This window comes from Lederbergia sp. NSJ-179, from assembly GCF_022867885.1.
In the GTDB taxonomy this organism is placed as follows: domain Bacteria; phylum Bacillota; class Bacilli; order Bacillales; family Bacillaceae_C; genus Lederbergia.
The window spans coordinates 109,337-122,744 of sequence record NZ_JALIFP010000004.1 but is presented as its reverse complement, the minus strand read 5'-3'; the positions used below and the strand labels follow the sequence as shown (position 1 = coordinate 122,744).

Genomic DNA, 13,408 nt, shown 5'->3' with positions numbered 1-13,408 from the left:
TCCTAGGTACCTAATTTGTCCAATCCAATCCTTCGAGGAAATGATAAATATCTTCATGAAGCTGTTCTTTTTCTGGACCTAAGGTAATGACATGCCCGGACTTTTCATACCATTTGATCTCTTTTAGCGAAGATTCTACTTCTTCATAAATAATATTGGCGCTTTCCGGATTAATCATTTGATCGTGTCTCGCTTGTACAACAAACAGCGGATTATAAATCATATCCACAGACCCGCGTACATCGGCAATTAAATGTTGTAAAGCTTTCAACGTTCTCATGGGTGTTTTCTGAAATTCATTCATTTCCTGTTCAATTTGTTCCTTGGATTTTCCTTCAAATTGCTTGTATTCTTTGGCGTATTGTAAAACTCCCTCATACATCGCTTCCTCTGTTTTAAAAAACACAGGGGCACACATGGGAATAATTCCCTTCACAGGTACAGTGTAACCCAATTTCAAGGAAAAAACACCACCTAACGAAAGTCCGGCAACCGCAATTTCTTCATGCCCTAAATCCTTTAAATGTTGATAGCCTTCCATGACATCCTGCCACCAATCATCTGGACCTGTATGAAGCAGTTCTTCCGGTGGAACTCCGTGGCCTTTATATAAGGGAGCGTGACTTGTATAACCTTTCTTTTCAAGAAAACGTGCGAGCATCCGCACATCAGCGCTATTTCCTGTGAATCCATGTAATAATAAGACAGCCCTTTTTCCTGCTTGAAACGTGAATGGCTGTGGTGGTTTTATCTTCATTTTGATAACTCCTATTCTATAACTCGATACGTTGTTACTCTATATACCCAAGATCATGCAAAGACATATTTTGGGTTTTCCCTCCATTTTACATAAGTAATCCGGGTATCCCTATTTGCCCTGACCCATTCTATAATTGTACATTAATTCCCTAATCGTTCCTAATATATTCCTTAATTTTTTTAAGCTTAGCGTGGGTGGGTCGACGAAAATGAGAAGGAACGGGAAAAACGTACATCCAAAGCGTGGTTAGGTCAACGAAAACGAAGAGAAACCGGAAAAACATAGATCCAAGGTAGGTTTGAATCTACAAAAATGCGAAGAAACGGGAAAAACGCCGATCCAAGTGGGTGTAGATCAGTAAAACATTAGCAAGCACAAAAAAACCTAGCCTTTTTCGACCAGGTTTAGATTTTCAATATTTATTCGAACATAACTACAGCAATGGCAAGTAAAAAAAATAATACAGCAAGTATTACCGTTGTGCGCTGAAGAACAAGATCCAATCCTCGTGCTTTTTGCTTACCAAATAATTGCTCAGCACCGCCAGAGATGGCCCCTGAAAGACCAGCACTCTTTCCGGACTGAAGTAAAACGACACCTATAAGTGCAATAGAATCAATAAGTAATAAAATAATGAGCAATGTGTACACTTGATTCCCTCCCTACACGAACCTAAAACGTTAACATAAATGTAACACAAACGAGATAAATGAACAAGATTTGTTTTTTCTTGCCAATATATCTTAAGTGACATCCAAATTAAAATTATTCTATGTAAAAACCAGCCCCATGTAGAAGCTGGCGTTCATAGGCCGTTTTATAAAAAGCCACATTTGCCGTATCTTGTTTAATGAAGTTTTAAACACCACTTCGCAAAGTGGGTGTTTGCAGAAACCTTCCTGCTTGTCCTCCATGTCCTATAGACAGAGATTTGTCATTTCAGTTTCAATCTAAAACTCCCTATATCCTAACTAGGTGAAAAACTTAATTAAAGGTACGAACAATGTAGCCTTTACTAGTATTTTACTCTTTTTCGAAGGATTTATCAATAGCATAAATTGACATTGATGGATTTTCCTCATTTTCACGATAGTCATCACTCTTTACAACCAAGCATTCAAGCCTTCATGTTCAATCTTCCAAGTACCATCATTGGGAAAACCAGGACAATTAGAATCTGGAGCATCTTTCCAGCCGCTTGCCATCATTGCAACAGCAGCCAATAAACCACCATTACCCGGTAAATAAGCTGTTAATCCGGGTCTTTGATAATTATGGCCATTTGGTAAATAGGTGTTTTTGGTAGCTTCCATCATTAAAAAATCCACAGCCATTTCCTTTTCCCCTAATCTTGCAGCTGTCATTGCACACATGGGAAAATCCCAGCCCCAAGCACTTTCCCAATCCCATACCTTTAATACCCTTCTTAATGTATTTCTCATCATCTCCTTATCGATCAATGTTCCTGATAGGATCCCTAAAGCCCCCACCATGGAAGGATGATCATGATTTTTCTCCGTATAGGTTTGTTCGCAGTGTTCATGGGCAAGATAGACCCCTTCCGCGGCTGGAGGAGGAGACATCGCTTGCGCCACTTTGGACCAAGACGGGTTGGCATTGGACTTTAATCTTTCTGCCCATTTAATCGCTATTTCTAGCCCATATTTCCAATACTCTAATTCATATGGTGGATTTAGGCTTTCTTGCATTTGATGACATTCTTGTGCTGGAATAAGGGGAGGACCCAGAACATAGGCGCGTTTCTCTTCATCCCAATGAGCAAACGAAGCCATAAAATCCGCTGATTCAAAAATCAGATTCTTATATTTTTCCAATCGTTCACGAGTTGGATTGTCCTGATAATACAACTCGGCTAGTGCGATAGGATGTGGTTGCTGCCAAATAAGTCCCGGTGCGACAGGAGACGGACTTTGCTTTCCATCTATCCCAACCATTTTCGGCCATCTTGCTCCTTCATACCCTTGACTCTCAGCTAAATCTCGTGCTAATGGCAGGATTTTGTTATACCAGTCCAGACTTTTACCAAGAATCTCGGCACGTCCCCATAACGGAAAATGAGCAGAATGCCACCAATGCATTTCTAAATGGAATTTTCCAAACCAGCTATTGTACATATACCCCGTTTCCTGTGGTGGCAATGACCCTCCGCTATGGATCGCACATAAGTATTGAGAAAGGACAACTCTTCTTTCTAATTCAAAGGCTCTTGGATCAGGGCTTCCTGAAAAATCAATCGCGCCACCCTCTTTCCAGAAGGAGGCCCAGTGCTTTTCATTTTCGCTAAAAACCTCGTCCGCATCCACATTTACAGGTTCCTCAGCGGAGAAGGCTACAGTGAAAGACATTTCTGCCGATTCGCCATCGGAAGACAAGGTAAATTCATGCCGATCTGTTTGCTCCAATTCCCCGTGCTCCCATGTCCAACGGACTTGGTAGGAATCTTCATCCAGTGTTCTTTTTAAAATAACGGAATGTTCTGACCTTTGTACTATTTCTGTTCTATGTCGATCATCCGCATTCCAATCTGGAAAAATCGCTTTTGCCCAGCTGTTGTCCGTCATATCAGGACTAGGAAATAATGTGAATACTTGAATCCTTTGACTCTTTAATAAGGAAGATTCTATTTTTACACTAATAACATCTTGCTTGGGGTGACAGGCTGTTTTCACCGTAACTGGAATCCCATCCACCTTATAGCGACTTTCTACTATCCCTGTCCATAAGTAATGTTGTTGATGAATATCGTCGATCGCTTCAACCGGGATTTCATGATGGTCTTCTGTGAAAAAACGGAAAGATATTCTCCCAAGCTGCAATCGATGAGGATTTTGCCGTAACCAATGATAAGCCTCTTCTTTATCTTCCGGCTTCATCGGATATTTGACTTGCCGGCCGTATGTATCATAGCTTTGAAATCGAATATCCTTATCTGTGAAAAGCTCTCTCCCCCTCGTATAATGCCAACCCCAATTGGATTGTGTGCCAAGTGGACTTTCATATGCATCAGGATAGGTTTGTAAACCCGTAAAATCAAAACTAAATCCAAATTCTCCATTGCCTATTGATAGTGGTGCCAGGGGTTCTACTCTTTTAATAACTGGATCATGTCGCTCAACTATCTGTTTTCTATCCATCATTACACCTCTTATATTTTAAAAATCATTTTATTCAGCTAACGATCTTTTTTTATTTCGTAACATTTCTCGATATTTACCTGGTGTGACATTTTTATATTTACGGAAAACCCGAATAAAGCTGTTTTCATGCTGATATCCTACCTCAAATGCAATAGTCGCCACCTTTTTATCTGTGTGTAACAATAATTCTTCTGCCTTCTCTATTCTTAATTTGGTAAGGTAGCCATAAATCGTATCATCCGTCTTTTCTTTAAAAATTTGACTCGCTAAACTAACACTAATTCCAATTGAATCAGCAATTTCTGCAATTCCAATGGCCTCATTCAAATGATCCTTCATATAGGTAATCATTTTTTCACAAAGTATACTTTCTTTATTCTTCGCTTGTTTTTTCCATTTTTCAGACTCATGAATAACGCCATCTTTTAATAACACTTCAATATCATCTAAATAAATAGAAATTATCCCTGTTTTCAGCTCATTTTCCTCAGCATGGCCTTGAAATTTATCATGTGTATGACTCCATATCACATCAATCATGCTGTGTATTTTTGATAAAGCGATTGTTGGTAAGGTTTGTTGATCACGAATCTCTTGAATGATCTCTTCTACCAGCTTTATCCCTTGGGTATCATCCCCTCCAATGATCGACTCCGCTAATTGCTTTAATCTTTGGTCCATCTTTGTCGGGATATGAGGAGTATCAACATGACATTTATTTATAGGTATGACGCTTCCATATCCTTTATATAGTCTATATCCAAGTGCCAGCTCGGCTTCAAATACAGCCTCTTTGATCTCTCCTACCGTTTGCTTTGGATGGCTGATCCCAACAGATGCACTAAAGCCTAGTAAACGTTCAGAGGAGGACAACGCTTTCATGAATTTGTGTGTTAGTGGCTCAGTTTTTCCATCATATTGAAGCAAAACAGCCAATTTGTCTTGACCAAAATCCACACATTCATTATAAGCATGTTCTGTAAGCACTTCGGAAATTATATTTTTAAGCGCAAATTTTAAGAGAGAATGATCCATACTTGGGAATGTATGCGACCAAGCTGAAAAGTTGTCGATCGAAAGAATGGCAACCACTAAACTTTTATTATTCCAGTCTCGAAAATAATCATTCCATTTTTCTTGTATTTCTCGCCTTGACTTGATATCTCCCTGATAGATATCAAGAATGAATTTTGAGGAAGCTTCCGCTTTAATTGTGTCCAATGTTTGGGCTAAATGGGCATGATCGTGAATTAATTGACCAGCAATATTCTCCAATTCGTTTAAACCTTGTTTTGAAATATCTTGCTCTTTCATGATAAATAACTGCTTTAGTCGAAAAATCGGTCGAAATACTTTGATATTCATATAAACGATGACCATCAAACCAATGAAAAGAGCGACTAAAGATACGAAAAATACAATATGACCTACTCTTTTGGATTTTGCCAATATACTTTCTTGTGTCACAAGCGAAATGTACTGCCAACCTGTAACCGGAGATTGTACTTGACTGGCCAGTAAGGTTTCTCCTTCGTATCGAACATCTCCTAATCTTTCTTTTTTAAGATTGGCGATGCCAGCTTCGACAGCCTCTTGATCAAAAGAATGATTGGATACAGAATAAAGGATTTCATTCTGCTCATCTATAATAAAGCGAGTACTATCTATATTGGTTAACTTTGGTGGGTTGATTTTTCTGAACAACTCTTTCTCATTTAAATTAACGGCAACCAATCCTTTAGATTCACCTTGGATCAGGATTTTTCGAAAGAGAGTAATTTCTGAACCGCTACTTCTTGCTCCTTCAGGTACCTCCCTTTTTTTCACAATCATCATCTTATCTTGTAATTCTTCCGCAACATCTGTCCATTGTGAATCAACAAATGTCACTTTTGTTGCACTATATCCATGCGGAATGGTCACGAAACTCCCTTTGTTGATATCATACACATATATACTTTTAATAACAGGCGAATTCGTCACGAAGGAGGTTAATAGTCGATAAATTTCCTTTATATTATTATAAGCATTTGGGTCATCGCTTGTTAGAAAACGATAAACATGGTCATCTAATGCCACTTCTGTGGCGATTCTATTGCTTTCGTTGATCGCTTCGTCGATAAAATTCATACTGATCTGAAGCATTTGCTGCTGTGGTTCATTTAATTGCTCTTGGAGTACAGCTTTAGACGTATTGTAAGAAGTGATACTCACAATTAGAATAATAAGGAAAATCGCGATCGTTAAAAACAACAGAAGACTTGTTTGGTTTTTGAGTAAATTGAACCGAAACCATTTATGGAAAAAATTAGGCATGTATTTCCCCCCTTTTTCCAGTATACTACATGCCTAATCATCTGAAACAAAATGATTTCAAAAATCTATTTTTACGAATTCCATTTGCTTAGCATCGCTTCAGCATAAGCTTTTAAGACATTATAGATATGAATAGGGAGTAACTGATGATCTTTTTGATGTTTAGCTAATTGTTGAAAGCCTTCCATATGCTTCACAATCTTTTCCTGATTTTCTTGTTTTTCAAAAGTTTCGACTGCTGTCAAATGGAGCTTCAACCCGTGAGCAGATTTCTCATCATTCCACTCACCTGATTCTTTGAACTGCTTAACAAAAGTCTTCATACTTGTTGCACTAACCTGATCTGGTGTGATAGTTACTTTATTAGATGCCTCCGATTCCCCATTAGCATTTTCTGCTTTGAGATAATAGACATATTCAACACCAGGCTCGACTGTCCGATCAAAACCAGTTGCCACCTTCGCATCGCCTACTTTTTCCACTTTACCATTCGCTTCTCTATAGATATTAAATTGGTAGCCACCACCACCTGATGTCCACAATAACCCTACAAATGATTCTCCCACTAACCCAATTTTCAAATCGATTGGTGCTTGTGGTAATGGCATATCAATTGTAAGTTCTTTCGAAGGCTTTGTTTCGCCCATTTCGTTCAAGGCCGTTATTTTGTATGTGTATCCCGTTTGTTTGTTACTCACACCTTTGTCTTGATAGCTAGTAGAATCGGTATTCGCAATCATCGAAAAGTCATTTTCCTCATTTGCTTTTCGATAGATGTTATAACTTTCCGCACCTTCAACAGCTTCCCACTGAATTTCAAAGGTAGAAGTGGCAATTTTGCCTGGCGTTAATCCTGACGGAATTTCTGGTAAAACGACAGGAGGCCCGGTTTTAACGCTTACACGATCTGTTTTTTCCGATTCACCACCAATCCCGGTTGCCGATACTTGATAATAATACTTTGTATCCGGTGTAAGTTTTTCATCGGTATACCCTGGCGTTGTCGTGCCAGCTATTTTTTTGTATGAGCCATCTTCCTGATTCGCTCGATAGATAGAATAGCCGGTCACATCCTTAACAGGTTCCCAACTTAATTCAACAGACATGCTTCTTGCTGTTAAAATTTCCAATCCTTTAGGTGTAGCTGGTGTTGGCTGTGTGTGATCATAAGCAGCAAGTTCCACTTCATTTGATTGTGAAGACTCCCCACTAGCATTTAGGGCAGATACCTTATAATAATAAGTGTGGCCTAATTCAATCGTGTCGTCCACATACTCTGCTGTGTCAGAGGTGGCGATCGCTTTCAACTGATCTGGTGATGAGGAACGATAAATTAAATAGCTATCCGCATCACGGACCGGTGACCATTTTAAAGAAACAGCGGCTTTCTTCGTCATTTCTCCTTCCAAGTCTGCAGGTTTTTCAGGCGGTTGACCTTGTACGTTTGTCGGTTTAAGAATAACAAAATAATTCATTTGCTTCGTATTGTTATTCTTTCCCATCACCACAAACGAACCGGCAGGGTAATGCTTTTTATACAGTTTAAACTTGACTGGTTGATCATCTTCTATGATTTCTCCCGTATCTTCATAAGCTTTCAACCATTCCGGTAGTGAGCCAATTCGCGAATCATGGGCGACATATACATCCGCATCTGCCACTAAATAAAAGGAAACTAGATCATCATTCGATGCACTTCTTGAAGCAACCGCAGACCGAATCCATTCCAACCCCTTTAACTTATCAGGTATCGAGGTGAATTTGTAAACACTGCTTCCTGTCATTCGGTCTCCAGCGACGAAATCTCCAACCTGCAGATTTTTTTCTACTGACCATTTCTTCGCATTTTCTATCCCGTTTCCACTATTATCGTGAATGATTGCATTTCTAATCACTTCCCCATCCATCCCTACAATCGGTTCTGATGCCGGTTCTTCAGGCTCTGGATCAGGATCTGTTGGCGGTGTAAACGGTGGTCCTGCCCACTCTGGTGGTGAAGTAGGATAATCTGTTGGAAAAGTTGCTTCGGCTAATTCATTTAGATAATATTCGAGATTTGTATAGCCTTCTCCGCGCATATCGTTATTGCGATCTTCTGGATCAAACGGATCAAGACCATTCGCAATTTCCCATTCATCAGGCATCCCATCTCCATCTGAATCAAGTAGCGGGGTGCCTTCCTTAAGTTGCGGATAGCCGCCAACATCATTCTCATGTCCAATGATCACACCCGTTTGATCCCTTACACTATCAACCACACGTTTGTCAGCATCATCACGAACGAGTGATGCACCAGCATAATCTAGTACATAATCATAGGCCACCTCTGGTTCTTGGGTATGCACTAATGGATATTCAAACCGTTCTGGAACAACAACACTTGGTCTTTCAACCTCGATCATATTGGTACCTGTATCCGTCCCATCAAGAATGCCATTTTGATTAGGATCGATCCGATTATTTTCAAGAAATACTTGATAATTTTCATTTCCCCTTACAATTGCATATTCAGGATTTTTAGAATTTAAGCCAGCTATAAAATAATTCCCTACAACATTTCCATATCCTTTGGTGCCAGATTCTCCACCTGCTACATACGGGTATTGGCCCCAATTGTAGACAATATTGTTGACAAAATCCATTTGTCCTTTTGTTTTTGGATTCCGATCATTATTATGGGCATACAGATTATGATGCATTGTAATCGTGTTCATTTCAACTAATCCACCCATGGAATGAGTAAGAAGTCCTTCTGACATAATCGACCATTGCACGGTAATATTTTTTGATTTAGGATCTTCATAATTTTTACTTTTGATCGATAATACCTCATCCGTTCCCCAAGAGAACGTACAATGATCAATCATCACATTCTGGTTATCTTCTAAATACATCGCATCATCGCTAAAATCCTCTTGTGCGCCCATCCGAAAACGGACAAATCTGATAATAATATCGCGAGAATTAATGAAGCGGATCGTTTGTCCACGAATGGTAATTCCATCTCCAGGTGCCGTTTGCCCCGCAATCGTGATATTTGATTTATTCTGCACAACCGTTTTTGGGATGGTAATTTCGCCCGATATATCGAACACAATCGTACGGGGAACATCTCCAGCAGTAGTAAGGGCATGATGAAAAGTACCGGGACCCGTAAGCTCACGGCTCGTAACATGATAGACCTCTCCACCACGCCCCCCTACTGAAGCATATCCAAATCCCTCTGCTCCTGGGAAGGCTGGCAACGGATCATGATCGGCTTTTGCTTTCGTACTTGACAACGGAAAAATAGAAAAGCACAGAAAAACAGATAACATGAGTGACAAGATTCTCATCCATTATACCTCCCACAAAAAATATAGTTTCCTGACAAGTTGGCAATCTTACAAATAGGCAAACAATTGGCAACGGACGGACAGAAACATCGTCAAGTTCTGGTCTATAGGAGTAGTCGGTTACAATGTGTATCCGTTATCAGCTTTTGCAACGTATCTCCTATGCACCTTCATCCATAGGTATCGTAATAGTCAGAGTAAACCATATCTACCTTGTTTTCCCCTCTTTATTTGTGCAAATGGCGAAAACACAACATATTTTGCTGATGTATCTCGTTTACTTCACAATACAGTGAAAGCTTCATTCAGTGGAGGATTAGGCCGCAGGATATAGGTCCGTTAATTTGAGATAAAGTAAGGAAACCTCTTTCAAGGCTTCCAACAAAAACGCCAAGATAGGTATCATTAGGAGTTAGGAATCACTCTATTCCTATCCCCAACTCATGAAAGGATTTACAAATTATTGATTCACTTTGTCATACCATTCCTGAACCCGTTCTGTTACAGTATCACCACCGGATTCCTTCCACCTCTTCACAAATTCATCAAACTTTTCGAGCGGCCATTCGCCAATGACAATTTTTGTTAGGTATTCCTGGAATAATTTATGGGATTGAATATCTGGGAACCCGTCATATACGGTAGCTGGAAGACCATCTCCAGCAATTCTTCTAGCATCTTTCGTACTAACGGCAAAGATATCTTTCACCATTCGTTGCTCGTCCTCTGGAAATGTTTCCTCAATTCGTTTATTCATATCTTCTTCTGTTGTAAAGTTTTTCATTCCCAAGGCAATGGGTGTTTCATCTGTAGGTGGAATTAACACCTTTTTACCGTCCTCGACCTTATGCTGGGCTCCCTCTATTCCGAAACGAACGAATTCCTCATTCTCATCATCATAAAAGAAATCTAATAATTTCAGAGCTGAAGCCGCTTTTTCCTCAGATGTAGCGGGAATCATCCATTCCGCTTCCCCCATGCTCTTTTGTGTGACAAATCCTTTATACCCTTCCACTTTTGGCAAAGGCATCCCTGCTACATAAGCGTCAGGTGCACCTACCTTCATGGCGGCATAACGATCATGTAAATTTGCAGGTAAATGATACCAGCTACCTACTAAGTTATTATTTATTTTGGCTGTCCAAACCTCACCTTTGTTCAAGAATGTTTCATTATCTAATAGTTTTTCTTTATATAAATCACGAATAAACTCGATTGCCGCTCTCATATTTTCAGAAGTACCGGCGTAATTGATCTTTCCATCATAAATATCCCAGTCAGGACTTCCTTCCCACATCGCGACACCAAACATAGCGAAAAGATGGTCCATCCACTCACCATACTCCCTTCCTGATGTAGGCAGCTCATCCTTATCTCCATTCCCATTTGGGTCTTTGTCACGAAAGGCAATGAGTACATCTTTATAGTCCTCCACTGTTTTAGGCATTTCTAACCCAACAGCGTCCAGCCAATCTTGACGAATTAACGGAGCTCTTTCAGGGACTAAAAATACCTTTGGAATATAGTAAATCTTCCCATCATCAGAGGCTGTGCGCACAACATCCCAAGCTTCTTCTGGAATTTTTTCCCATACATGTGGGGCATATTTTGGCAATAATTCATCTAAGGCCAACGCGCCACCTTGTTTGATCAATGTCTGTTCAACTCCACCGATCGGCCGAAAAATATCTGGCAAATCCTCTGAGGCAATCATATAATTTATTTGCTCCGTCGCATCAGAACCAGCAGGTGTGGTCATTAATTCATACTCAACACCTGTCTTTTCAGCGATATATTGGACATGCGGATCATCACTATCCGGTATTGTTCCTTTCTGTAAATGGCTTTTGAAAACAGTTACTTTTTCCAAATCGTTCTCATTATTTTCATCCTGTTTAGATTGATTCACTTCGTTATTACTGCTGCATGCAGCCATTGTTAAGGACACAAACAGCATAAACACTAGCAAAATAAATAAATTTCTCTTCATTCTCCGCATGATTCCTTCCTCCCACCAATATTTTTATTTTCTATTATTCCTTAAGGGATCCTAATACGGCTCCTTTTACAAAGTATTTTTGTAAATAAGGATAAAATAACAAAATCGGGATCGTCGCAAAGATTACCGTTGCCGCTTTAAGTGTTGTTGTATTAAAGTCAAAATCCCCCATAATGAGGTTTACTGCTGCCAATTCCTCTGGTGCTGTAAAATATTCCCTCAGTCTGAGTTGCAATGGCCACAGTTTTGGATCACGTAAAAAGAGAATGGCTGTTTGGAATGTATTCCAGTACCCTACAGCATAAAATAAGCTAACTGTCGCCAACACAGGCTTAGAAAGAGGCAAATAAATTTGAAATAATAGGCGAAAATCATGACAGCCATCGATTCTTGCCGCATCATCGAGATCACTCGGAATCCCCATGAAAAACGTCCGAATAATCACCATATTGAACGTGCTGATTAAACCAGGAATAATGAGCGCCCATATTGAATCCATCATACCTAACTCTCTGACGGTTAAGAAAAACGGAATCATGGGTGCATTAAATATCATCGTAATAACAATTCCCAGCATAATCGGTTTTTTAGGTAAAAATTCTCTCCGTGATAATGGGAAGGCTGTCAAAATCGAAAATAGCATACTGAGCAAGGTACCTACAACCGTAATAAAGACGGTTACCCCAAATGATCTCCATAATACCGTATTTTGAAGAATATGCTCCCAAGTACCTGTTGTAAATTCGACCGGCCAAAGAAATACCTTCTTAGAATCCGCCGCGATCGGTGAACTAAAGGAAACCGCCAATAATTGTAGTAAAGGAGCAATCATCGTTGAAGCGGCCAATATAAGAATAATATAGTTGAAGATCTGAAATGTTTTTTCTCCTGTTGATCGTTTCATTACCACAACCCCTGATCTGTTTTTCTTGCTAATCGATTAAATATCCATAGTAGGGCAAAGCCAATAACGGATTGGAATAGTCCAATGGCTGTGGTTGTACTATATTGACCTTGTAACACCCCAGCCCGATACACATACGTCTCAATAATATCTCCTACTGAATAGGTCATCGGAGTTAGCAAATTGAAAATTTGGTCAAATCCAAGCTCAAGGAAGTTGCCAATATTCAGTAGGAACAAAACCAATATAGTAGGGAATAACATGGGAATCGTAATATAAATCGTTTGCTTCCATTTGCTTGCTCCGTCTACTACGGCGGCTTCATATAAGTTTGGATTTATTCCTGCAATCGCAGCTAAATAAATGATGGTCCCCCAACCAATCTCCTTCCATATACTAGAGATTACAACAATTGAACGAAAATATTTTTCTTCTTGCATAAAAAGAATGGGTTCTACATGAAAAAATCCGAGTACAGCGTTTACAATTCCTTGACTGGATAATAGTTCAAACACAATACCGCCAACCACAACCCAAGAAAGGAAATGCGGCAAATAGAATAGACTTTGGAATATCTTTTTAGCGATAAGTACTCGAACTTCATTAAATAATAAAGCGAGAATAATCGGTGCAGGAAAACTTAATATTAATTTGTACAAAGCAATGATGGCCGTATTTCTTAATATAAGGAAAAAATCTTGATAGGAAAATAAAAACCGAAAATTATCCAAGCCTACCCATGGACTATTCCATATGCCCTTAAATATTTGATAATCTTGGAAAGCGATCACACTTCCGAATAAGGGAATATATTTAAACACAATATAAAAAACGATTCCCGGCAGGATCATCACATACAGCATCCAATGTTTTTTAAAATTTTCTACATACCGATTTCTTTTCTTTTGGAGCCTTCTCTCTCTTTTTAAATCTGCA

At 39.4% G+C, this 13,408-nt stretch carries 8 protein-coding genes and 1 other RNA gene; all 9 read right to left on the bottom strand.

The window, feature by feature from the left end:
- Window positions 1–10: 10 nt before the first annotated feature.
- The gene (locus tag MUB24_RS04855) at window positions 11–757 is read right to left on the bottom strand and encodes an alpha/beta hydrolase (protein ID WP_244701975.1); all 747 of its coding nucleotides are present in this window, start codon (window positions 755–757) and stop codon (window positions 11–13) included.
- Window positions 758–1,179: 422 nt separating this feature from the next.
- Window positions 1,180–1,410: a preprotein translocase subunit SecG gene (gene secG / locus MUB24_RS04850; RefSeq protein ID WP_244701972.1), complete on the bottom strand. Its 231-nt coding sequence runs from the start codon at window positions 1,408–1,410 to the stop codon at window positions 1,180–1,182.
- A gap of 170 nt (window positions 1,411–1,580) precedes the next feature.
- Window positions 1,581–1,775: non-coding RNA, 6S RNA (ssrS, locus tag MUB24_RS23810), on the bottom strand.
- A gap of 88 nt (window positions 1,776–1,863) precedes the next feature.
- Complete coding sequence (locus MUB24_RS04845; protein WP_244701969.1) at window positions 1,864–3,915, bottom strand: glycoside hydrolase family 65; 2,052 nt, start codon at window positions 3,913–3,915, stop codon at window positions 1,864–1,866.
- A 30-nt stretch (window positions 3,916–3,945) separates the two neighbouring features.
- A complete protein-coding gene (locus MUB24_RS04840; RefSeq protein WP_244701966.1) occupies window positions 3,946–6,234 on the bottom strand; it encodes a helix-turn-helix domain-containing protein in 2,289 nt (762 codons plus the stop codon).
- Between the two features lie 71 nt (window positions 6,235–6,305).
- Window positions 6,306–9,569, bottom strand: coding sequence for a fibronectin type III domain-containing protein (locus tag MUB24_RS04835; protein ID WP_244701963.1), 3,264 nt, complete (start codon window positions 9,567–9,569; stop codon window positions 6,306–6,308).
- 460 nt (window positions 9,570–10,029) lie between these two features.
- Complete coding sequence (locus MUB24_RS04830) at window positions 10,030–11,559, bottom strand: extracellular solute-binding protein (RefSeq protein ID WP_244702081.1); 1,530 nt, start codon at window positions 11,557–11,559, stop codon at window positions 10,030–10,032.
- Window positions 11,560–11,602: 43 nt separating this feature from the next.
- Window positions 11,603–12,472: a carbohydrate ABC transporter permease gene (locus MUB24_RS04825; protein ID WP_244701961.1), complete on the bottom strand. Its 870-nt coding sequence runs from the start codon at window positions 12,470–12,472 to the stop codon at window positions 11,603–11,605.
- Window positions 12,472–13,335 (bottom strand): ABC transporter permease, encoded by an 864-nt coding sequence (locus tag MUB24_RS04820; RefSeq protein WP_244702079.1) that lies wholly within the window; start codon window positions 13,333–13,335, stop codon window positions 12,472–12,474. Before MUB24_RS04820 ends, MUB24_RS04825 begins: the two co-directional genes overlap by 1 nt.
- Between the last annotated feature and the right edge of the window lie 73 nt (window positions 13,336–13,408).

Bases quoted from the DNA above. Each gene is read 5' to 3' on its own strand.
- MUB24_RS04855 (WP_244701975.1), bottom strand. From the start codon at position 757: ATGAAGATAAAACCACCACAGCCATTCACGTTTCAAGCAGGAAAAAGG.
- MUB24_RS04845 (WP_244701969.1), bottom strand. From the start codon at position 3,915: ATGGATAGAAAACAGATAGTTGAGCGACATGATCCAGTTATTAAAAGA.
- MUB24_RS04840 (WP_244701966.1), bottom strand. From the start codon at position 6,234: ATGCCTAATTTTTTCCATAAATGGTTTCGGTTCAATTTACTCAAAAAC.
- MUB24_RS04835 (WP_244701963.1), bottom strand. From the start codon at position 9,569: ATGAGAATCTTGTCACTCATGTTATCTGTTTTTCTGTGCTTTTCTATT.
- MUB24_RS04830 (WP_244702081.1), bottom strand. From the start codon at position 11,559: ATGAAGAGAAATTTATTTATTTTGCTAGTGTTTATGCTGTTTGTGTCC.
- MUB24_RS04825 (WP_244701961.1), bottom strand. From the start codon at position 12,472: ATGAAACGATCAACAGGAGAAAAAACATTTCAGATCTTCAACTATATT.
- MUB24_RS04820 (WP_244702079.1), bottom strand. From the start codon at position 13,335: ATGCTGTATGTGATGATCCTGCCGGGAATCGTTTTTTATATTGTGTTT.